This is a genomic window from Mesorhizobium sp. LHD-90, assembly GCF_030929505.1.
Lineage (GTDB): Bacteria > Pseudomonadota > Alphaproteobacteria > Rhizobiales > Rhizobiaceae > Kumtagia.
This window is the reverse complement of sequence record NZ_JAVFVV010000006.1, coordinates 221,994-244,726: the sequence shown is the minus strand read 5'-3', so window position 1 is coordinate 244,726 and position 22,733 is coordinate 221,994. Positions and strand designations below refer to the sequence as shown.

Sequence of the window (22,733 nt, the reverse complement as noted above, 5' to 3'; positions counted from 1 at the left end):
GGTTTTACCCCGCCTGGCGCTTCTTCTCGGCCGCGTCCTGGTCCAGCACCAGCGGGATCGGCGCGGGCTCCGCCGCCACGGCGTTGGCCGCCTCGTCGGTGAGTTCGACCTCGCGCAGCCATTCGCGCCAGATGGCGACCAGCAGCGCCATCAGCACCGGGCCGATGAACAGGCCCAGAAACCCCATCGTCTTCACGCCGCCGATCAGCCCGAAGAAGGTCGGCAGGAACGGCAGTTTTATCGGCCCGCCGACCAGTTTCGGCCTGAGCGTCTTGTCGACGATGAAGAGTTCGACAGAACCCCAGACGAACAGCGCCAGCCCCGCCACCGGCGAGCCGCTGGAGACCAGGTAGATCGACACCAGCGTGAAGGAGAGCGGCGCGCCGCCCGGGATCAGCGCCATGATGCCGGTGATGACGCCCAGCGTCACCGGCGACGGCACCCCGGCGATCCAGTAGGCGATGCCCAGCACCACGCCCTCGCCGATGGCGATAAGCGTCATGCCGGTCACGGTGGAGCTGATGGTCGCCGGCACGACGCGGGAAATGCGGCCCCAGCGCGTCGGCAGGATTCTTTCGCCCACCCGGTCGACCTGCGCGGCGAAATGCTCGCCGTCGCGATAGACGAAGAACAGCGCGATCAGCATGAACAGAAGCGTCAGAAGCAGGCTGAACGCCCCGCCGCCCGCCGCCAGCACGGCGCGGTAGATGTTGCCGATATTGGCGCCGCTGACCAGTTGGATGAGCTCGCCGATGGCGCCGGGATGGCCGATATGGCGCATCCACTGCTCGGAAAGCCACTCGCCTACCATCGGCATGGCGGCGATCCAGTCGGGCGTCGGCGCGCCGGCGCGGTTGGTCTCGAAGGCCCAGCCTATCCACTGGCGGACCTCGTCCACCGCATAGGAGCCGGCCACCGCGATCGGCACCACCAGAAAGGCCAGGATGGCCAAGAGCGCGATCGCCGCCGCGACGGTGCGGCTGCCATCGACGGCCACCAGCAGGCGACGGTAGAGCGGCCAACTGGCGAAGGCGATCACCAGCGCGGCCAGCACCGGCACGACGAAACCGTGGAAGAAATAGACGCCGGCGGCGATCACCGCGAGCAGCAGCCAGCGCGCCGCCGACAGCGGCGGCACCACGGCGATGCGCGTCGGCGTCGCCGGGCCCATTAGGCGCGGCTCTGCCGGTATTTTTCGCGATTCGTGCCTGGTCAAGCCGCACCGTCTCCGCAGCGTCAACGGGTGCGCCGGCCGGCCGGCCGCGCTGCCCAGCGGTTCCTATAGCGCAGAAATGTTGCGGGACGGCAAATTTGTTTGCGCCTCCTTTACCCTCCCCCTTGAGGGGAGGGTCGGCGAGCCAACGCAACGAAGTGAAGTTGAGCGAGCCGGGGTGGGGTCGCATCAGAATGAAACGCGGAAAACGCCTCGCGGCACAGTCGGTTCAGGATGGAGCACTTCATCGGCGACCCCACCCCCGCGTCGCAATCCCGCTCGTACCGAGCAGGTTGCTCAGCGACCCTCCCCTCAAGGGGGAGGGTAAAGGGCGCATCACTCCGCCGCCACCGGATACCGCTCCTGCGGCTTCGGCACCACATGCAGCGCCGCGCCATGCCCGCCATGGGCATCCGGCTCGTCGGCCGAATTCGGCCGCACGATCCAGCGGAACGCCTTCGCCGTGAAGATCGCGGCGTCGTCCATGATCGTGTAGAAGGACGGCACGAACACCAGCGACAACAGCGTCGACACCAAGAGGCCGCCGATCACAGCGATCGCCATCGGCGCGCGGAACTCGCCGCCGTCGCCCAGCCCCATTGCCGCAGGCACCATGCCCGCCGACATCGCGATGGTGGTCATGACGATCGGCCGCGCCCGCTTGCGGCCCGCATCGATGATCGCCTCGGCGCGCGGGATACCGTGCTTGACCTCCTCGACCGCGAAATCGACCAGCATGATGGCGTTCTTTGTCACGATGCCCATCAGCATCAGGATGCCGATCACCACCGGCATCGACACCGCCGAATTGGTCAGCCAAAGTGCAGCCACGACACCGCCGATCGCCAGCGGCAGCGAGCCGAGGATGGTGAAGGAGTGGAACACCGAACCGAACAGCAGGATCAGCACCACCAGCACCAGCATAAGGCCGGTGGTCATGGCGGTGGCGAAGCCCGAAAACACCTCGCCCATGATCTCGGCGTCGCCGGTCTCCTGGATGCGTACGCCGGCCGGCATGTTTTTGACTGCCGGCAGCGACCAGACGATGCCGAGCCCCTCGGAGAGCTCCGCGCCCTGCGCCATGTCGGCGCCGATGACGACGCGGCGCTCGCGGTTGAAGCGGTTGATCGAGGATGGCCCCTGCCCGAAGCGAACATCGACGACCGACGATAGCGGCACGGTTGCGCCGCCCGGCGTCGGAACGGGAAGCGTGCTCACCACCGAAAGGTCGTCCTTGGCCTTCTCGTTCAACTGCACGCGGATCGGGATCTGCCGGTCGCCTACCGTGAACTTCGCCAGATTCTCGTCGATGTCGCCGATGGTGGCGACGCGCAACGTCTCCGACAGCGCCGCCGTCGAGATTCCGAGTTCGGCCATGCGCACAAGGTCCGGCACGATGATGACTTCGGGCCGGTCGAGCGCGGCGTTGGAGGTCACGGCCCGGAACTTTCCGGTTTCCGCCATCTCGCTCTGGATTTTTCGCGCCGCCGCGTCGAGTGCTGCCCCGTCCGTGCCCATCACGCCGAAGGCCAGCGCCCGCTCGCCGCGGTCGTTGACGAAATAGGCGCGCAGGTCCGGCAGCGTCGCGAGTTTTTGCAGCAAGATCTCCTCGATCTGGTACTGCGGCACGGCGCGCTCGGATTTGTGCTTCAGGTCGGCCACCACGGTGGCGCGGCGCGTCTCAAGCGTGCCGGTCGGGCTGGCGCCGCCGATCACATAGACGTTCTCGACCTCCGGCAGCTCGCGCATCAGTTTCGTCACCTCGTCGGTGGTCTGGCGCGTGTCCTCCAGCAGGCTGCCCGGCGGCAGCTCCAGCGAAAAGACGATGCGGCTGGCGTCCTCGCGCGGGATGAAACCCGACGGCAGAAAACCCGTCGCGTAGATCGAGCCGGCGAAGAAGGCGATGCCGGCGAGCAGCGTCAGCCAGCGGAAGCGCAGCGTGCCCTTGAGCAGCGCCACATAGCCGCGCAGGAACATGCCGGGCTTCGGCTCAGCATGGCCGTGGCCGCGCAGGAAATAGGCCGCCATCATCGGCGTCAGCAGGCGCGCCACCAGCAGCGAGAAGAACACGGCCACCGCGACCGTCAGGCCGAACTGCTTGAAATACTGGCCGGCGATGCCACCCATGAACGACACCGGCGCGAACACCGCCATGATGGTCGCCGAAATCGCGATGACCGCGAGACCGATCTCGTCGGCCGCCTCCAGCGAGGCGCGATAGGGCGACTTGCCCATCTTGACGTGGCGCACGATGTTCTCGATCTCGACGATAGCGTCGTCGACCAGGATTCCGACCACCAGCGTCACGCCGAGCAGGCTGACCAGGTTGAGCGAGAAGCCCATCATGTCCAGCGCCCAGAAGGTCGGGATGATGGAGAGCGGCAGCGCCGTCGCCGCCACGATCGTGGCGCGGATGTCGCGCAGGAACAAAAGCACGACGATGACCGAGAGCGCTGCGCCCTCCAGCAGCATCTCCATGGCAGAATCGTAGTTGCCGACGGTGTAGTCGACCGAATTGTCGACCTTGGTGATTTTTACGTCCGGATTGTTCTTCTCCAGATCGGCGATCGCGGCGGTGGCGCGCTCGTTGACCTCGACGTCGCTCTCGCCCTTGGCGCGGAAGATGCCGAAGGATACCACCGTCTGGTTGTTGACGCGGGCGAAACTCTTCGGCTCGGCCCAGGCGTCGGTCACCGTGGCGATGTCGGAGAGTTTTACCATGCGGCCGCCCGACAGCGGGATTTCCAGCGCCTCCAGGTCGGCGACGGTCTTGGCGCCGCCCAGCGCGCGGATCGCCTGGTCGCGGTTGGAGAATTTTCCGCTGCCGCCGGTGAGATCGACATTGGCGGCCTTGAGCGCACGGTTCACGTCGCCGGCGGTCACGCCCAGCGCGTTCAGCCGGTCAGGGTCGAGATCGACCTTGATCTCGCGCGTCACCCCGCCATAGCGGTCGACGCGCGCCACGCCCTTCAGCCCCTGCAGCTTGCGGATGACGGTGTCGTCGACGAACCACGACAGTTCCTCCAGCGTCATCGCCGGGGCGGAGACGGCATAGGTCAGGATCGCCTGGCCTTCGACGTCGATGCGCTTGACGACGGGCTCGTCGGCGGTCGCCGGCAGGTCGCTGCGGATGCGCTCCACCGCGTCCTTGACGTCGTTGACGGCGGTCTGGGTGTCGACCTCCAGCCGGAATTCGATCACCGTCTGCGAATTGCCCTCTGTGATGGTCGAGGTGACGTTCTTGACGCCCGAAATATTGGCGACCGCGTCCTCGACGCGCTTGGTCACCTGCGTTTCGAGCTCGCTCGGCGCCACGCCCGGATCGGTGACGGTGACGTCGACCAGCGGCACATCGATATTGGGGAACCGCGTGATCGGCAGTTTTTCGAAGCTCATCAGCCCCAGAATGGTAAGCACGATGAACAGCAGGATCGGCGGAACCGGGTTGCGGATCGACCAGGCTGAAAAATTCCAGTTCATTTGGCGATGGCTCCGGTTGTATCGGCGCGCACCGGCGTGACCAGGTCGCCGTCGGCGACAAAAGTGCCTGCACGCGCAACCACTTCCTCACCTTCCTTCACGCCCGACACGACCTCGACATTGCCACGGGCCCGCGCCCCGAGTTTTACCGGCGTGGTGGCGACGCGGCCGTCGATCACCACCTGCAGCAGCGGCGTCTCGCCCTGGTAGAGCACGGCGGAGACCGGAACAGCGACGCCCTCGCGCCGCGCCAGTTCGATCTCGCCACGTGCGTACGAGCCGGCACGCGCCGGCGCATCCTTTGGCAGGGCTATGCGGATCAGGCCGAGCCGCGACTTCTGGTCGACCTCCGGCGCGATGCGGCGGATCGTGCCTGCGATCTTCTGTTCGATGCCGGGCAGCGCCACCTCGCTTTTCATGCCGACAGCGAGCCGCGGCAGCGACGTTTCGGCAACACTTGCCTCCAGTTCGAACTCGCCGCCGATCGCCAGCCGGAACAGCGGCCCGCTCGACGGTGACACGACGCCGCCGACGGTGGCGGCGCGGGCGAGCACCAGCCCGTCGGCCGGCGCGCGCACCTCGGTCTTGTCGATCTGCACCTCTATGCCCCTGATCTGGGCGTCGGTAACGGCGAGCTGCGCCTGCGTGGCGGCCATCGCCTTCACCGCGGAATCGAGTTTTGCCCGGGCACTGGCGGCGGCGTTGTCGGCATTGTCGAGTTCGGCCTGCGTGGCGACCGCCTTCTTGCGCAGCGCCTCGGCCCGCCCATAGGCTTCGTTGGCCTGCTTCACCGAAACCTTTGCGTCGGCGATCTGCGCCTCCATCTGCGCGACGCTCGCCTCGCCCTGCGCGCGAGTCGCCCGCATCTGCTGAAGCTGGGTGTCGAGCATCGAGCGGTCGAGTACCGCCAGCACATCACCCTTCTTCACCACGTCGCCGATGTCGAAATTGAGCGCGGTGACGATCATGCCGTTGAGGTCGGTGCCGGCGGCGGCCTCGTCGCGCGCCACGATCGTGCCGTTGACGGCAAGCGTCTCGACCAGTTCGCGCCGTTCGGCGGTGATCACCCGGATCGCCGGCGGCGCCTGGGTGGCGGCCGGCGCAGGCTCCTCGCCTGCGGCAAGACTCTTCGCCGGCACGCCCGCCAGCATGGTTGCGGCAAACAGGATTGCGGCGAACGCGGAATGCAACGTGTTACGGACCATTTCTTCTCTCGCGAGAGGAGACAAATTTGCAGGGTTCAGGCGTTTTCGGGGCGTTCGGTCGGCCTCAGCATGCCCACCACCATCGCCCTGAGCAGCACTTCCAGCTTTTCGTAGGGCACGCCCATCGCCGGCAGATCGTTCAACGCCATGCCGTGGGCGATCGACATCAGCGTCGGTAAGAGCACGTCCAGCTCGACGGGCGGGTCGATCTCGCCCCTCTCCCGGGCGCCGCCAATGTAGTTCGCGAACATCGCCTGCACCTCGACCATGTTCTTCATGCAGGTGGTCTCGACGGCGTCGTTGCGCATGGCCTCCGCACAGATTTCGGCGAACAGCGCGGCGTTGTCGTTCTCATGCATGTGGCGGATATGGGCCATCGCCCCCATCACCAGCCCTTCAATGACATCCGGCTCCTGCAGAACCTTGGCGAACAGCACCGCGTCCTCGCGGCGGTCGGCCTCGCAGATCGCCTCGACGATCGCCTCTTTCGACGGGAAATAGCGGTAGAGCGCACCGGGGCTCATGCCGGCCTCGGCGCAGATGTCGTGCATCGACGCGCCCTTGAAGCCGGAGCGGATGAAACAGGCCTTCGCCGCTTCGAGGATGCGCTGGGTCTGCTGCTCGCGCCGCCCGGCGCGCGTCAGCGCGACGCCGTCGCCGGCTTCGATCGGGCCGTAGCTGTTTTCGATGAGATCGTCCATGCGCTCAGCCAGCAGAAAGAGTGAACGTTCATTCTCACTTTATGCGAATGATCGTTCGCAGTCAAGATGCTGCAGTGCAAAAAACATGCTGTACATGTACGCTCCTGACGGAAGCTGTCAAATCACGCTTCGCGGCGAGGTCACCTCCTCGCCATTGCGATCGAAACAGGTAGGGATCAGCAGGCGACAAATTCTGCGGGGACTTTGCTATCACCACCACTGAGGCATGGATTCCCGACCCTCTCTGCTCAGAGGTTCTTTACGGGGAGAGAAGTGCCCGGCGGGTCGATGAGGGTCGGCGCGAACACGATTGTTGCGAGGCGCGACGGCAGGTCAGGAAACAAATGAAGCCGATTAGCCTCGCCGCGAATGCCAAAGGCGCCTTCGCGAAGCGCAAACCGCCAAAAATCACCCTCGCGCGAAGCGCGCGGAGCGTGACGCTGCGGTGTCTTCCGCCCAAGCTTTTGATATCCCGCGATATTCCTGACTTCACGTGACTTTTCGGCGGGAAAATCCATCCCCGGCCGAAAACCCTCAGCCGAACTTGCCGGTACGCGGAAAACCCTTTGGAACCATGCGTCCGGCGGCGGCGCGGTTGCCCAGCCATTCCGCCAATTCCGCCTTCTGGCGGGTAAAGGTGCGGCCGGAAGAGTCCTGCCAGGTCAGGCCCTCCTCCATTGAGAACATCTTTATGTCGAGCACGCCACCGTCCTTGTAGCGCTGCAGGCGAACGCCTTTTCCGCGTGTCATTTCAACCACTTCCGACAGCGCGAAGACAAGCAGCTTGCGGTTCTCGCCGACGATCGCGACATGGTCTCCCGACACCGGAATGCACCGTACAGCCTCATCCGGAGCCTTGACGTTCATGACCTGCTTGCCCTTGCGGGTATTGGCTGCAACCTCTTGTTCCGGAACGATAAATCCGTTTCCGTCGCGCGAAACCAGCATGAGCTTGCGCTTGGGATCGTGGACAAAGGCAGTGACGATGTCCTGGTCGTTTTCCATGTCGACGATGATGCGGATCGGCTCGCCATGGCCGCGCCCGCCCGGCAGCCGGTCGGCGCCGATCGTGTAGAATTTTCCGCCGGTCGTGAACACCAGGATCTTGTCGGTAGTCTGCGCCGGGAAGGCCAGTTTCAGGCTGTCGCCCTCCTTGAAGGTCAACAGCGACAGGTCCGTCAGATGGCCTTTGAGCGCCCGCAGCCAGCCTTTGGCCGAAACCACCACCGTGATCGGCTCCTTCTCGATCATCGCATGGTGGATGTCGGCGTCGTCGTGGTCCGGCGCTTCCGCGAAAGTCGTGCGGCGTTTGCCAAGCTCCGGATTGTCCTCCGGGCCGAAGTCGCGGCGCGCCTTCTGGATCTGCCAGGACACCGTCTGCCACTGCTTCGCGTCTGAGGCCAGCAGCGCCTCGATCGAGGCCTTCTCGGCGCTAAGCCCGTCGAATTCCTTGCGAATCTCGATCTCCTCGAGTTTTCGCAGGGCGCGCAGCCGCATGTTGAGGATGGCTTCGGCCTGGTTGTCGGTGAGCGACCAGCGGGCCATCATGACCTGCTTCGGCTCGTCCTCCTCGCGGATGATCCTGATCACCTCATCGATGTTCAGATAGGCGATGAGGTAGCCGGCAAGAATCTCCAGCCGCCGCTCGATCTCCGCAAGCCGGTGTCGAGACCGGCGGACCAGCACTTCCTTGCGGTGTTCCAGCCACTCCCGCAGCACCGTCTTCAGCGACAGAACGTTCGGCACTTTTCCGCGCGACAACACGTTCATATTGAGCGGAAAACGGATTTCGAGATCGGAGAGCTTGAACAGCGATTCCATGAGCAGGCTGGGGTCGACCGTGCGGCTCTTCGGCATCAGCACGAGGCGGATGTCCTCGGCGCTTTCGTCGCGCACGTCCTCCAGCAGCGGCAGTTTGCGCGCCACGAGCAATTCCGCGATCTTCTCGACCAGTTTTGCTTTCTGGACCTGATACGGAATCTCGGTGACGACGATCTGCCAGGTGCCCCTGCCCTGGTCCTCGACCATGTAGCGGGCACGCAGGCGAAAGCCGCCGCGGCCGGTCTCGTAGGCGTCGCGGATCAGGTCGCGGCTGTCGACGATGACGCCGCCGGTCGGGAAATCCGGCCCCTGCACGAACCGCATCAGATCGGCGACGGAAGCGTCAGGCTTTTCAATGAGATGGAGTGCAGCGTCGCAGAGTTCTGCCGCATTGTGCGGCGGGATCGAGGTGGCCATGCCGACGGCGATGCCGCTCGATCCGTTGGCGAGAAGGTTCGGGAACGCTCCCGGCAGGACGACCGGTTCCTCGTCTTCCTCGTTGTAGGTCGGGCGGAAATCGACGGCGTCCTCGGTGATGCCTTCGAGCAGCGCGGTCGCCACCTCGGTCATGCGCGCCTCGGTGTAGCGCATGGCCGCCGGGTTATCCCCGTCGATGTTGCCGAAATTGCCTTGGCCGTCGACCAGCGGGTAGCGGACGGAAAATTCCTGCGCCAGACGCACCAGCGCGTCGTAGATCGACTGGTCGCCATGCGGATGGAATTTTCCCATCACCTCGCCGACGATGCGGGCGCATTTGGCAAAGCCCTGGTCGGGATTCAGGCGCAGCAACCGCATCGCATGCATGATGCGGCGATGGACCGGCTTCAGCCCGTCGCGAACATCCGGCAGCGCGCGGTGCATGATGGTCGACAGCGCATAGGCGAGGTAGCGCTCCTCGAGCGCCTTCTTCAGGTCGACCGGTTCTATCGAATCGCCGCCTGGATCTTGCGGCGGAAGCTCCTTGCCCATGGCGCCGGGTTAGCGAATCGGGTGATTCGCGGCAAGTGCCGCGAGGCTTTTGGCAGGTCCGCCGCTTGAATTTGCCGCAGTTGGGCAGGACGCGGCTCTCGAAGCCGCTGGCTGGACGCGCCCTTGCCGGCTATGGACAACGCCGCATGGGCATCGCGGGTCCGTTTTCGGGCGGCACGACGCAGCCAGCACAGTTCGGCCGGGACCGAAATGTTGTCGCTGCCGACTGGCGTAGAAGAGCACCGCGAAAAAGCAAATCCGGAACCAGCACGATGCCTTCTGCGAGACCCAACGCGATCGAACTTTCCCTGCTGATGCTGCTCGCCAGCCTGTGGGGCGCCTCCTACACTTTCATCAAGGTCGGCGTTGAGACCATACCGCCGATCACGCTGATCGCGGCGCGCACGCTGATTGCCGGGCTGATCCTGCTCTGGGTTCTGAGGCTACGGGGCTTGCGTTTACCATCCGATGCGGCGACCTGGCTGCGTTTCCTCGTCCAGGCTTGCCTCAACAGCGCGATACCGTTCACGCTGATCGCTTGGGCGGAGCGCACCGTTGACGCCGGGCTTGCCGCCATCCTCAATTCGACGACGCCGATCTTCGCCTTCGTGCTCACCGCCGCCATCACCCGGCACGAGCCGGTCACCGCGCGAAAACTGTTCGGCGTCGTTGCCGGCATGGCTGGCATCTGCCTGATCATCGGCGTGCAAGCGCTGAACGGCCTGGGCGACGAACTCTGGGCACAACTTGCCGTCGTGGCCGCCAGCATCTGCTATGGCGCGGCTGTAATTTTCGGCAAGAAATTCAAAGAGCTCGATCCGATGATGCCGGCGGCTGGCTCGTTGATATGCGGCGCCCTCATCCTCCTCCCCCTCAGCCTGGTCGTCGACCGGCCCTGGACGCTCACCCCCTCGACCGGATCGCTGCTGGCGCTGCTCGGCCTGTCGGTGTTTTCCACCGCACTCGCCTTCGCCATCTACTTCCGGCTGATCCAGACGCTCGGATCCGTTGGCACGACGGCGCAAGCCTATCTGCGCGTGCCGATCGGCGTCGCCATCGGGGTGATTTTCCTCGGAGAATCCGTCACCTCCACCGCCGGAATCGGGCTGGTCTGCGTCATCGCCGGCGTCGTCGCCATGACGCTTCCCGGCCGCAGGCGGAGCGTTCAGGCTGCCGCCTGAGTCTTCAAGCGCCGGGATAAGCGGCGGAAGGCGAGCCGCCCTACCCTCGACCGCCCGGATTTCGGCCGGAACTGGCGGGAGTGTCGCGCCGACCGGCGGGTTGCGGATGACAGGACCTACCTTCCCCGGTATCAAGGTCGGCGTGGAGTCCGATTGCGCTGCCCTTCTTCGGTTGTCGCAGTGCGGCGACCACACAATGCCGGAACGTCTCGTGAGGGATTCATGAAAATCGCGACGTGGAACATCAACGGCGTGCGCGCCCGCATCGGCAACCTGATCGCATGGCTGAACGAGAGCCAGCCGGACATCGTCTGCCTGCAGGAGATCAAATGCGCCGACGACCAGTTCCCGCGCATGGAGATCGAGGCCCTCGGCTACCATGTCGAGACGAACGGCCAGAAGGGTTTCAACGGCGTCGCGCTATTGTCGAAGCTGAAGTTCGACGAGGTGTCGCGCGGCCTTCCCGGCGAGGATGCCGACGACCATGCGCGCTTCATCGAAGGCGTGTTCTCGACCGAAAATGGGGCGCTGCGCGTCGTCTCGCTCTACCTTCCCAACGGCAATCCGATCGGCACCGAAAAATTCGCCTACAAGCTCAGATGGATGGCGCGTCTGGAGCGCTGGGCAGCCGAGCGGCTGGCGCTGGAGGAGCCGCTGGTGATGGGCGGCGACTACAATGTGATCCCGCAGCCCGCCGACGCGAAAAATCCGGCGGCCTGGATCAACGACGCGCTGTTCCAGCCGGAAAGCCGGCAGGCGCTGCGGCGGATAGAAGGGCTGGGTTTCACCGAAGCCACCCGCGCCGTCACCGATTCGAGCGAGGTCTACACCTTCTGGGACTACCAGGCAGGCGCCTGGCAGAAGAACAACGGCATCCGCATCGATTTCCAGATGCTGTCGCCGGAGGCGGCGAACCTGCTCATGTCAGCCTCGGTCGAGAAGCATGTGCGCTCGTGGGAAAAACCGTCGGACCACGTGCCGGTGGCGATCGAACTGGCTGCGTGAGACGGGCTTACTGCGTGCCCTTGGTCAGGTAATCCTCGGCCAGGGCGATCGCGGTGCGGCGGTCGGCTTCGGGAGCCAGCGCGAAGGCTTCCTCCTGCATGCCACGGATCCAGCTCTTGTCCGTCGGCGCGGCGCGCTCGAGCGCGGCCGTCATCATCGCCAGACCGCGAACCACCTTGCCGCTCTGGAAAAGCAGGTTGCCCAGAGTCGCCTGAGCGCCGGCATGGCCCTTTTCCGCCGCGAGTTGCAGCCAACGGCCGGCCTGCCGCAGATTCTTCTTCACGCCGTCGCCCTTGAGGAACATCTTGCCCATCTCGAACTGGGCGTTGGGATTGCGGTAGTTGGCCGCCGCGCGCATGTAATATTGCTGTGCCGTTGCCGGGTTCGCCTCTACCGGGCTGCCCGGAATGCCCGTCTGCCAGTAGCTGCCCAGCGCCACCAGCGCATCGGACATGTAGCTTTCCTCGGGGCTGCCCGCCTCCACGTCCTGATCGGCGATCTCGCTGAAGAACTTGAACGCCTCGTAGTCGTCGCGGGTAACGCCGTCTCCCTCGGCATACATGCGCGCCAGCTTCCAGGTGGCGCCGAGTTGGCCTTTCTCGGCTGCGTAGCGGTAGGCCTCCACCGCCTGCTCCTTGTGGCCACTCTTGTAGGCACTGAAGCCGAACTGGAAGACCGCCCAGGGGTTGGATTGCGCCTTCACCTCGCCCTTGTCGTCGAAAATGTGCTCGTCGAAGGCGCGCGCCGGCGCGGCCGCCATCACCGCCGTCGACACCAGCGCCGTCATCACTACCGATCTCACAACCGACGAACCACGCATTGCAGTCTTTTCTAACTCCGAGCGATGGAACCGGCCGTCATGGCCATAGCGTCCATCGCCCGCATTTCGTTCCAATCGCGCACAGCCGGGGTAGGCCGCGCCGCAAGACCTTTCCGTCTCCGCGATGCGAAAACGCGCAACGGACCGCGCAAAAGACCTTGCAGCCAAGCGCCATCGCGCGCAACCGCCGCCGTCTTCACTCCACGGTCCCCTGAAATCCCGTACCCGTCACCCGAGGCACGCCTGCCGATCGCTGCAACAGAAAAAAGGTTGCAAGGCAGCCGATCGATCGATTCAGGATGCAAATTCAATTCGGCTAAAGTGGGGCGGCGAAAGGTCCGCGCGAGCATCGCTGAAGAAGACGTCGTCGAAGCGTAATCCATACCGTTCGGAATCGTCAGGACCTGCCGCAAAGCGCTTAGTGCGCTGCCGATCCGACTGAACTTGAAGGGTACAAAACCGCGCATTCTCTTCCTGGCCGCGCTTCCCGCGGCTATGGTCGTCATCGCCCACCTCGGACCCCTAACCCGGTGCGCCGGGTTTATGGCGGGAAATGGGCAACTCCGACCGGCCCATTCCTACTCCAATCCTTCTTGAGAAACTGTTGCCGAATCGTCACAAACCGGGCGATTGATAGTGATGCCGGCAGTATTCGCGATGTGCATCGATCGCGGCTGGCCCGCAAAAGAAAACCCCGCCGGTGACGGCGGGGTTGGCAGATTTCCGGAACCGTAGCCCGGCTCCGGACAGAACTCTGGGCAGGATCAGTTGACTGCGTCCTTGAGGCCCTTGCCGGCCGTAAACTTCGGCACGGTGCGAGCCGGGATCTTGACCTCGGCACCGGTCTGCGGGTTGCGGCCTGTCGACGCCGCACGCTTGCTAACGCTGAAATTGCCGAAGCCGACGAGCCGAACGTCGCCGCCGTTCTTCAGTTCGCCGGTGATCACCGAAAAAACCGCCTCGACCGCGGACTGAGCGTCGGTCTTGGAAAGCTTCGCAGAATCTGCAACCGCAGAGACCAGTTCGTTCTTGTTCATCAATATTTCCTTCCATGAGAAATCCGGGACCAGGGATACGAACCGCCGGATAACGGACTTTTATCGGAATTTACTTTCCAACTTTCCCTGCCGGGGGTGCCGCGTCAAACGCGGCAGAAACCCCGGAGTTCCGCCGTTTGTCACATGAAAAAGCCGGGCGCAAGGCCCGGCTTGTCGATAGTGGTGCGTTCGTCCGCAAATATCAGTGGGCAAGTGCCTTGCCACCCTCGTCGGTCGCGTCCGGCTTGGCCGAAACCGACTCCGCCGGCTCCGTCCAGTCGATCGGCTCCGGCATGCGAACCAGCGCGTGCCTCAGCGCCTCGCCGACTCTGGAGACCGGCACGATTTCCATGCCGCTCTTCACATTGTCGGGGATCTCGGCCAGATCCTTGACGTTCTCCTCCGGGATCAGCACCTTCTTGATGCCGCCCCTCAGCGCCGCGAGCAGCTTCTCCTTGAGGCCGCCGATGGGCAACACCCGGCCCCTCAGCGTGATCTCGCCGGTCATCGCCACGTCGGCGCGCACCGGTATGCCGGTGAGCACCGAGACGATTGCCGTTGCCATCGCAACGCCCGCCGACGGGCCGTCCTTGGGCGTGGCGCCTTCCGGCAGGTGGACGTGGATGTCCTTCTTGTCGAACACCGGAGGCTCGATACCGAAATCAATCGCCCGCGAGCGGACGTAGGACGCCGCCGCCGAGATCGATTCCTTCATCACGTCTCGCAGATTGCCGGTCACCGTCATCTTGCCCTTGCCGGGCATCATGACGCCCTCGATCGTCAGCAGCTCGCCGCCGACTTCGGTCCAGGCAAGGCCAGTCACGACGCCGACCTGGTCGTCCGTCTCGGCCGAGCCGAAGCGGAAGCGCGGGACGCCGAGATAGTCCTCGAGGTTCTTCGCCGTGATCTTCACCGACTTCTTCTTGGTCTTGATGATCTCGGTGACGGCCTTGCGCCCGAGCTTCATCAGCTCGCGCTCCAGGCTGCGCACGCCGGCTTCCCTTGTGTAGGTCTGGATGATGCCGCGGATGGCCTCGTCGGCGACCGAAAACTCCTTCGGCTGGAGAGCATGGTCGCGCACCACCTTCGGCATCAGGTGCCGCTTGGCGATCTCGACCTTCTCGTCCTCGGTGTAGCCGGCGATACGGATGATCTCCATGCGGTCCATCAAGGGCGCAGGGATGTTCAGCGTATTGGCCGTCGTCACGAACATCACGCTCGACAGGTCGTATTCGACCTCGAGATAGTGATCCATGAACGTTGCGTTCTGCTCGGGATCCAAGACCTCCAGCAGGGCCGAAGACGGGTCGCCGCGGAAATCCTGGCCCATCTTGTCGATCTCATCGAGCAGGAAGAGCGGATTGGATTTTTTCGCCTTCTTCATCGACTGGATGACCTTGCCGGGCATCGAGCCGATATAGGTGCGGCGGTGACCACGGATCTCGGCCTCGTCGCGCACGCCGCCCAGCGCCATGCGCACGAACTCGCGGCCGGTCGCCTTGGCGATCGACTTGCCGAGCGAGGTCTTGCCCACGCCGGGAGGACCGACGAGGCACAGGATCGGTCCCTTCAGCTTCTTCTGGCGGCTCTGCACAGCGAGGTATTCGACGATGCGGTCCTTGACCTTGTCGAGGCCGAAGTGATCGGCATCAAGCACTTCCTGAGCGTAGTTCAGGTCCTGCTTGACCTTGGAGTTCTTCTGCCACGGGATCGACAGCAGCCAGTCGAGGTAGTTGCGCACCACCGTCGACTCGGCCGACATCGGCGACATCGAGCGCAGCTTCTTCAGCTCGGCTTCCGCCTTCTCGCGGGCCTCCTTGGAAAGCTTGGTCTTCTTGATGCGAGCCTCGATCTCGGCTGCCTCGTCGCGGCCGTCCTCGCCCTCGCCGAGCTCCTTCTGGATCGCCTTCATCTGCTCGTTGAGGTAGTACTCGCGCTGGGTCTTCTCCATCTGGCGCTTTACACGCGAGCGGATGCGCTTCTCGACCTGCAGGACGGAGATCTCGGCTTCCATGAAGCCCATCGCCTTCTCCAGCCGCTCTTTGACGGATAGCGTGGCGAGCATTTCCTGCTTCTCGGGGATCTTGATGGCGAGATGCGAGGCGACGGTGTCGGCGAGTTTCGAGAAATCGTCGATCTGGCTGGCGGCGCCAACCACTTCGGGCGAGATCTTCTTGTTCAGCTTCACATAATTCTCGAAGTCGGAGATGACCGAACGGGCCAGCGCCTCGACCTCGATCTCCTCCTCAGCCGGCTCTTCCAGCATCGCGGCACGCGCCTCATGGAAATCGGTGCGTTCGGTGAAGCTAGCGATGCGGGCACGCGCGGTGCCCTCGACCAGCACCTTGACAGTGCCGTCGGGCAGTTTCAGCAACTGCAGCACGTTGGCGAGCGTGCCGACGTCATAGATCGCGCCGGCCTCCGGATCGTCGTCTGCGGCATTCATCTGGGTGGCAAGCAGAATCTGCTTCTCGGCGCCCATCACCTCTTCCAGCGCCTTGATCGACTTTTCGCGCCCGACGAAGAGCGGCACGATCATGTGCGGGAACACGACAATGTCGCGCAACGGGAGGACCGCGTAGACGCCGTTGCCGGATGTGCGTGGAACTTTAGCCATTTCAGTACCTTTCTTCCGCGGCCGCGTCAGCCAACCGCGAATCTCATCTTAGCGGGCACAAGCCTCTCCGCCTATTGCCGAAAGGTGCGGCTTGGTTAGCACGGGAAGGATGCCCCTGACCTCAGGGTCTTAGTTGGCGTTGCGCCGACCAAAGATCAAGGGCGCTCACGCCGTCATGGCTTGCTCCTGGCGCACATGCTTTCGGCTTGATCGCGGTCGTGTCTTCCGCGACACTCCAAAGCATCACGATCGGCAACCCAGAGCTTCAAGAACATGCTTTCTTCCCGTGTTGAGCGCAGCTTCATTCGCGCCGAAGCGGTTTCCTCATGAAAATCGACCGCCGTGGACTGCTGACCGGGGGCGCGCTGCTCGGGCTTGCCGCTGCAGCGCCGGCCGAAGCGGCGAAGCCGGCCGCCGCTGCCCGGCCCGCGTCGCCCGGCGTGGCGCTCAAGAACGTCGCCGTTTATGTGCCAGGTTATTATCCGGAACATGCGCTCGCCAATGGGAAGCCGGTAGCGAACAACCGACGCTTCAACCGCAACCTTGCCGATACGAACGGCCTCCAGAAGATGCTGACGCGCATCGGCTTCGACGGCTCCATCCGCCAGACGCTGCTGCCGGTCGCGGCGCATGACGTGGAGGTCGCGCCCGACCGGTCGATCGGCGTGCTGTGCTCGATGGACGGCCGCAACCATACCGCCTTCGACCCGGACACGCTGGAGATGGTGGCGCTGGCGCCCTCCTTCTCGGAAGGCTGGAATGGCGGCGGCCATGCCGTCTTCCTCGACGGCGGCAGGACGGTGGTGATGTCGGAACGGGCGCCGACCGCCGTCTACCACGGCAAGCCGGAGGCGCATTACGGCCGCCTCACCATCCGCGACCCCGGGACACTGAAGATCGTTGACAGCCATTCGACCTACGGCATCGACCCGCACGACATAAGGCTGACGTCGGACGGAAAATACATCGTCGCAGCCAATTACGGCTCGACGGTTTCGGCCAAAACCGGCGCACACACGGTGCCGCGCACAGTCGTGGAGGCATCGATCACGGTCGTCGAACTGTCGAGCGGAAAACTGGTCGACAAGCGCAAGACCGGGCGCGGCAGGATCGAACTGCGCCATGTCGCGGCCGGCAACCTCGACCGCATCTTCGCCATCCAGGCGCTCTACGGCAGCGACAGGGAGGAAGCGCGCAACCATGTGGGCGACGACGTCGCCTACGAGGCCGACCTCACCACGGAAGCCGGACAGAACTACATGCCGGTGGCGACGCTGAAGTACGACGCGCGTGCCAAGTCGCTCGGCAAGATGGGCGACCGCGCCGCCAACAGGCTGATGCGCCACGGGCTCTCCATCCGCTACGACGAGCGGCACGACCAGGTGCTCGCCAGCTATCCGAGTTCGCACCAGTTGATGATCTTCGACGGTGCCACCGGCGCCGTCGTCGATCGCCACGACACGCGCACCTTCGGCATGCGCTTTCCCTGCGGCATCACCTTGCTGCCGGACGGCAAGCACTACGCCGTCACCGGCCACTGGGAGAATCTGTTCGTGTTTGAGCGCGGCTCGCACCGGCTGGTGCGAGAGCTCTGCCGCTATCCGCTGTTCTTCGGCCATAGCCACATCACCTCGGCATAGCCTCGCGAAAAAGATTCTCCCGAGGCTCAGATCACCACGAAGTCGAGGTTGGTCAGGACCGCGTTATTGGTGATGGTCGCGAACTTTATCGCGGCAAAAGCCGTGCCGGAGCCGTCGGCGTCGTAATAAAGATTGCCGGTGCTCTGTTTGTAGATGATGCGGTCGCTGGCATCGATCGCCGCCAGATCCATGTTCTTGAAGGCCGACGCCGACAGCGTGCCGAGCGTGGTCAGCGCCGTGAAGAACAGGTTGTCGAGGTCGATCGTATCTGCGGCGACATTGTAGTCCGTGATGGCGTCGACGTTGGTCGTGGCGTTGAGCTGCGAGTTGAAGACGAAGACGTCCTCGCCGGCACCGCCCGAGAGCGTGTCCTTGCCGCGATATCCCTTGATGATGTCGTCGCCGGCACCTCCAGCAATGGCGTTCGCGGCATTGTCACCGAAGAGCTTGTCGGCAAATCCGCTGCCAGTCAGATTCTCGATGCCGGCATAGGTGTCGCCCGCCGCTTCTCCCGCGTTGATCGATGGATTGGCCAGGCTGGCGGTTACGCCGGCGGCCGCCTCGGCATAAGATGCAGTGTCGATCCCGTCGGCTCCTTCAAGCTCGTCGGCGCCAAGTCCGCCGATGAGAACGTCGTCGCCGCTGCTGCCGGCCAGCCGGTCGCTGCCGGCGAGGCCTTTCAAGGTGTCGGCGCCCAGATTGCCGTCCAGCCTATTGGCGCCGGCATTGCCGTGGAGGGTATCGTTCAGGGTCGAGCCGCGCAGGTTCTCGATCGAATTGTAGGTGTCGCCGGCGGCGTTGCCGGTGTTGAGCGTCGGATCGGTCAGGCTGACGGTGACGCCGGTTCCGGAATCCGAATAGTCGACCTGGTCTTTTCCGGTTCCGCCGCTGATGTAGTCGGCCCCCGCGCCACCGGCCCGCAGAAAATCGTCACCCGCGCCGCCGAACAGCTTGTTGTTGCCGCCCGCGCCGAACAGTTCGTCGTTACCGTCATTGCCGAAGATGATGTCGGCCTGGTTCTTGCCATGGAAAAAATCGCTGTCGGCGCTGCCGTTGTATGTCCAGGGCAGGAAGAAGAAGATGTTCTCGATCGGCACCGAATTGCCGGTCTGGAAGGCGGTGATGAACGAATTGCGGAAGGTCACCCCATCGATGGCGAGACCGGTGATCTCGAACAGCGGCGAAGAGGTGACGACATTCCCCTGGGCCGTCCCGTCCAGGATGACGCTGATCGAGGTGATCGTGCCGCCGCTCGGCAGCCCGTCGGCGCCGTAGGTGATGTTGCTGCCCTTGACGACGATGCCGCCCGCGCGGATGTCGGACTCGCCCGGTGAGCCGGCGACCGGGTCGGCGCGACCCCAGACGAAGCCTGTCGCGGTCTTGAACAGGATGTTGCTGCCCGCCTCCTTCTGTGCGGCCTGGGTAAGTTGGAAGCTCAACATGCCGCCCAATCCGAGCACATCGGAATCGGCGATCTGGTTGACGGTCGGCATGATTTCTTCTCCAGCTTTGATCGGACGGGCTCACGCCGTCGCGAATCGACGCGTGGTTCCCTGCAACAGAATTCGCCCCTCCAACCGCGATATGTTGGAAGTCAGTCAACGAATGTTGCGAGTCTGCACGTTGATTGTTTCGAGATGATGGCGGCACCGCCCGACACAGGTTTCCATGACGGGATGCATGTCGAGGGCTGAAAACCATCGCCACGGCTTGGCCACGACGCTCGCCAAGATAGGCGGCTGCACCGCCAACAGGCTGATGCGCCACGGACTGTCGATCCGCTACGCGGCACGACCAGGTGCTCGCCAGCTACCCTGGCACCCACCAGCTCATGATCTTCGACGGAGCCACGGCACGATCTTCCAGCGGCACGATACGCGCAGCTTCGGCATGCGTTGTCCCTGCGGCATCATCCTGCTGCCGGACGGCGCGCATTGCCCCGTGACCGGCCACTGGGAGAACATGTTCGTGTACGAGCGCGGCTCGCACCGGCTGGTACGTGAGCTCTGCCTCTACCCGCTGTTCTTCGGCCGCAGCCACATAACGGCGGCGTGAGTACAAACTCGGTGCTCATAAATCGAACTCTCTTCGTGCGGCTTGCTCGATGTCTGGTGCACCTCGAAAGCACCGAATTCCGCAGCGCAATGAAAACGGCGCGAAGGCCATGACCGGATATTCGTGGGAACGCCTTTGCTTATGCCGGATCGGGCCATCGGCATCTGAAAGCGCGATCAAATACGATCGCGGCCACTATGCCCCTGTGTTGCGAGGGCAGATCAATGTAGTTTACGGTGCGCCAATTGCACTTCCTTGGGGCGGCAGTTTGAGGGAGAAGCACGATACGGTGATCATTGGCGGTGGCCAGGCGGGATTGGCCATGAGCCATCACCTGCGCCAGCGCGGCCGCGAGCACATCATCCTTGAGCGACGGCGGGTGGCCGAACGCTGGCGTACCGAGCGCTGGGATTCGTTACGATTCCAGTTGCCAAACAGTTGGCTTGAGTTGCCTGGGAAGCCATATGCGGGAAGCGACCCGAACGGGTTTACGCACCATTCGGACGTCGTGCGCTTCATCGTCGACTATGCGGCAGAGATTGCGGCTCCGGTCCGCACCGGTGTTGAAGTAACGAGCCTCAGCCCGGGCGAAGGCAGCAGCGGCTACTCACTAGAAACCACCGATGGCCAAATCAACGCACGGCATGTTGTCATCGCCACTGGCCCATTTCAGCGCCCAATGATCCCAGACTTCAGTCGGGCCATTACTTCCTATGTTTATCAAACGGACGCCACTCATTACCGCAACCCAGCAGAACTGCCGCCCGGCGCGGTGCTGATCATTGGTAGCGGCAATTCAGGCTGCCAGATTGCCGATGAACTGCTGCACAGTGGCCGGCGCGTATTTCTCGCGGTCAGCCGTCACAGCCGCGTGCCCCGGCGCTACCGCGGCAAGGATGTCATATGGTGGTACGAACATCTGGGCCGCTTCGATGTGAATATCGACACCTTTCCGGGTAGAAGATACCCGCCGACAACGATCATGACGGGAGTCGATGGCGGCTATGATCTCGATCCCGGTCGCCTGGGCAGCGCGGGCGTCACGTTGTTAGGGCGCGTGGTGGGCATAAAAGATGGATCACTGGCGCTTGCTGACGACGCCGAAAAACTGCTCGCAGCCGCCGACCACAGTTACGCGGCCTTCATTGAGGCGGCAGATATCTTGGCCGCCACTCCGGCGATGCGGTCCGAGGTCGAACAAACAGAACCTCCAGCGCCGCAGCCCCTGCTCAGTGTCGACGACATCCGCACGCTGAATCTTCGCGAACAGAACATCGGTACCATCATCTGGGCGAACGGACACGGCTTTAGCTTCGACTGGGTGAAGCTGCCAATTGTCGATGCGAAGGGCACTCCGGTCCAGCAGCGTGGCGTTACCGCCTGTCCTGGGATCTATTTCCTCGGACTGCACTGGATGCACACGTTCCGGTCGGCTATTTTTTCCTTCGTCGGCCGGGACGCTTCCTATCTAGCCGATCACATTGATCACCTAGCGCCTTGACCCGGATGCAAGTTAGAGCCGAGATATTTAGAAGTGGAAAACCACCAAAACGGCGCCCGAAGGCGCCGTTGCGGACCGTTCGCTGACCCGAAAATCAGGCGGTCGCGCCCTTCTTTTCCTTCTGTTCGGAATAGATGTAGAGCGGCCGGGCATTGCCGGACACGACCTCTTCCGAGATCACCACTTCCTGGACACCTTCGAGCGCCGGCAGTTCGAACATGGTGTCGAGCAGGATCGCCTCCATGATCGAGCGCAGGCCGCGCGCGCCGGTCTTGCGCTCGATGGCGCGTTTGGCAATGGCCGACAGCGCGTTCTCGTGGAACGTAAGGTCGACATTCTCCATCTCGAACAGCCGCTGATACTGCTTCACCAGCGCGTTCTTCGGTTCGGTAAGAATCTGGATCAGCGCCGGCTCATCGAGGTCCTCCAGCGTCGCCAGCACCGGCAGGCGGCCGACGAATTCCGGGATCAGCCCGAATTTCAGCAGGTCTTCCGGTTCGACCTGCCGGAACAGGTCGCCGGTGCGGCGGTCCTCCGGCGAGGCGACGGTGGCGCCGAAACCAATCGAGGTCTTCCGGCCACGATCCGAGATGATCTTGTCCAGCCCGGCGAAGGCGCCGCCGCAGATGAACAGGATGTTGGTGGTGTCGACCTGCAGGAACTCCTGCTGCGGATGCTTTCTGCCGCCCTGCGGCGGCACGGAGGCGGTGGTGCCTTCCATGATCTTCAGCAGCGCCTGCTGCACGCCTTCGCCCGACACGTCGCGGGTGATCGAGGGGTTGTCGGACTTGCGGCTGATCTTGTCGATCTCGTCGATGTAGACGATGCCGCGTTGCGCCCGCTCGACATTGTAGTCGGCCGACTGCAGCAGCTTCAGGATGATGTTCTCGACATCCTCGCCGACATAACCGGCTTCGGTCAGCGTCGTGGCGTCGGCCATGGTGAAGGGCACGTCGATGATGCGCGCCAGCGTCTGGGCGAGCAGCGTCTTGCCGCAGCCGGTCGGGCCGATCAAAAGGATGTTCGACTTCGCCAGTTCGACGTCGTTGTTCTTGGTGGCGTGGGCGAGCCGCTTATAGTGGTTATGCACGGCGACCGACAGCACGCGCTTGGCGTAGGGCTGGCCGATCACATAATCGTCAAGAACTTTGAGTATCTCCTGCGGTGTCGGCACGCCCTCGCGCGACTTCACCATCGAGGTCTTGTTCTCCTCGCGGATGATGTCCATGCACAGTTCGACGCATTCGTCGCAGATGAACACCGTCGGGCCGGCGATCAGCTTGCGCACCTCGTGCTGGCTTTTGCCGCAGAACGAGCAGTACAGCGTGTTCTTGGAGTCGCCGCCGCCGGAACTGACCTTGCTCATAGTATCCAAGTCCTTTCAGTGCCGCCCTGCCGGCGGAGCGGCGAGGCGTCGGCATTGAGTATTAGCCGCGAAAGCGCGGCGATGCCAGCGCTTTGCCACGCCCTATTCACACACGAAACGCG

Annotated in this window: 17 protein-coding genes; 5 read left to right on the top strand and 12 right to left on the bottom strand. The window is 63.8% G+C overall.

Annotation, left to right across the window (positions count from 1 at the left end; translation table 11 throughout):
• Positions 1–4: 4 nt before the first annotated feature.
• From RB623_RS10585 to parC, 6 genes are all read right to left on the bottom strand, one after another.
• Positions 5–1,171 carry an AI-2E family transporter gene (locus tag RB623_RS10585; RefSeq protein ID WP_308056866.1) on the bottom strand — a complete coding sequence of 389 codons (1,167 nt, stop codon included), beginning with the start codon at positions 1,169–1,171 and terminating at the stop codon, positions 5–7.
• A 378-nt stretch (positions 1,172–1,549) separates the two neighbouring features.
• Positions 1,550–4,693, bottom strand: coding sequence for an efflux RND transporter permease subunit (locus RB623_RS10580; protein WP_308056757.1), 3,144 nt, complete (start codon positions 4,691–4,693; stop codon positions 1,550–1,552).
• Entirely contained in the window at positions 4,690–5,898 is a 1,209-nt protein-coding gene (locus RB623_RS10575; protein ID WP_308056756.1) for an efflux RND transporter periplasmic adaptor subunit, read from the bottom strand. The genes RB623_RS10580 and RB623_RS10575 overlap by 4 nt, the downstream gene beginning before the upstream one ends.
• A 35-nt stretch (positions 5,899–5,933) precedes the next feature.
• A complete protein-coding gene (locus RB623_RS10570; protein WP_308056755.1) occupies positions 5,934–6,599 on the bottom strand; it encodes a TetR/AcrR family transcriptional regulator in 666 nt (221 codons plus the stop codon).
• A gap of 248 nt (positions 6,600–6,847) precedes the next feature.
• Positions 6,848–7,117, bottom strand: coding sequence for a hypothetical protein (locus RB623_RS10565; protein ID WP_308056754.1), 270 nt, complete (start codon positions 7,115–7,117; stop codon positions 6,848–6,850).
• A gap of 16 nt (positions 7,118–7,133) precedes the next feature.
• Complete coding sequence (parC, locus tag RB623_RS10560) at positions 7,134–9,389, bottom strand: DNA topoisomerase IV subunit A (protein ID WP_308056753.1); 2,256 nt, start codon at positions 9,387–9,389, stop codon at positions 7,134–7,136.
• A 272-nt stretch (positions 9,390–9,661) separates the two neighbouring features.
• Here parC and RB623_RS10555 point away from each other — a divergent pair, with 272 nt between their 5' ends.
• Together RB623_RS10555 and xth are read left to right on the top strand one after the other, a co-directional pair.
• The gene (locus RB623_RS10555; RefSeq protein WP_308056752.1) at positions 9,662–10,570 is read left to right on the top strand and encodes an EamA family transporter; all 909 of its coding nucleotides are present in this window, start codon (positions 9,662–9,664) and stop codon (positions 10,568–10,570) included.
• Positions 10,571–10,792: 222 nt separating this feature from the next.
• Positions 10,793–11,575: an exodeoxyribonuclease III gene (gene xth / locus RB623_RS10550; RefSeq protein ID WP_308056751.1), complete on the top strand. Its 783-nt coding sequence runs from the start codon at positions 10,793–10,795 to the stop codon at positions 11,573–11,575.
• A gap of 7 nt (positions 11,576–11,582) precedes the next feature.
• Here the strand turns inward: xth and RB623_RS10545 are convergent, their stop codons facing one another.
• The 4 genes from RB623_RS10545 to lon all read right to left on the bottom strand — a co-directional run bounded on the left by RB623_RS10545 (position 11,583) and on the right by lon (position 16,049).
• A complete protein-coding gene (locus tag RB623_RS10545; RefSeq protein WP_308056750.1) occupies positions 11,583–12,395 on the bottom strand; it encodes a tetratricopeptide repeat protein in 813 nt (270 codons plus the stop codon).
• 11 nt (positions 12,396–12,406) lie between these two features.
• Positions 12,407–12,901 (bottom strand): hypothetical protein, encoded by a 495-nt coding sequence (locus RB623_RS10540; RefSeq protein WP_308056749.1) that lies wholly within the window; start codon positions 12,899–12,901, stop codon positions 12,407–12,409.
• Between the two features lie 258 nt (positions 12,902–13,159).
• Entirely contained in the window at positions 13,160–13,432 is a 273-nt protein-coding gene (gene hupB / locus RB623_RS10535; protein ID WP_308056748.1) for a DNA-binding protein HupB, read from the bottom strand.
• A 202-nt stretch (positions 13,433–13,634) separates the two neighbouring features.
• On the bottom strand, positions 13,635–16,049 hold the full coding sequence (gene lon / locus RB623_RS10530; RefSeq protein WP_308056747.1) for an endopeptidase La: 2,415 nt from the start codon (positions 16,047–16,049) through the stop codon (positions 13,635–13,637).
• Positions 16,050–16,375: 326 nt separating this feature from the next.
• Here lon and RB623_RS10525 point away from each other — a divergent pair, with 326 nt between their 5' ends.
• A complete protein-coding gene (locus RB623_RS10525) occupies positions 16,376–17,689 on the top strand; it encodes a DUF1513 domain-containing protein (RefSeq protein WP_308056746.1) in 1,314 nt (437 codons plus the stop codon).
• Between the two features lie 26 nt (positions 17,690–17,715).
• On the opposite strand, the gene RB623_RS10520 is transcribed toward RB623_RS10525, so the two are convergent.
• The gene (locus tag RB623_RS10520; protein ID WP_308056745.1) at positions 17,716–19,182 is read right to left on the bottom strand and encodes a calcium-binding protein; all 1,467 of its coding nucleotides are present in this window, start codon (positions 19,180–19,182) and stop codon (positions 17,716–17,718) included.
• Between the two features lie 187 nt (positions 19,183–19,369).
• Between RB623_RS10520 and RB623_RS10515 the strand changes: the two genes are divergently transcribed.
• Entirely contained in the window at positions 19,370–19,744 is a 375-nt protein-coding gene (locus tag RB623_RS10515; RefSeq protein WP_308056744.1) for a hypothetical protein, read from the top strand.
• A gap of 49 nt (positions 19,745–19,793) precedes the next feature.
• Complete coding sequence (locus RB623_RS10510) at positions 19,794–21,245, top strand: NAD(P)/FAD-dependent oxidoreductase (RefSeq protein WP_308056743.1); 1,452 nt, start codon at positions 19,794–19,796, stop codon at positions 21,243–21,245.
• Positions 21,246–21,339: 94 nt separating this feature from the next.
• Here RB623_RS10510 and clpX read toward each other — a convergent pair whose 3' ends face one another.
• The gene (clpX, locus tag RB623_RS10505; protein WP_308056742.1) at positions 21,340–22,611 is read right to left on the bottom strand and encodes an ATP-dependent Clp protease ATP-binding subunit ClpX; all 1,272 of its coding nucleotides are present in this window, start codon (positions 22,609–22,611) and stop codon (positions 21,340–21,342) included.
• Between the last annotated feature and the right edge of the window lie 122 nt (positions 22,612–22,733).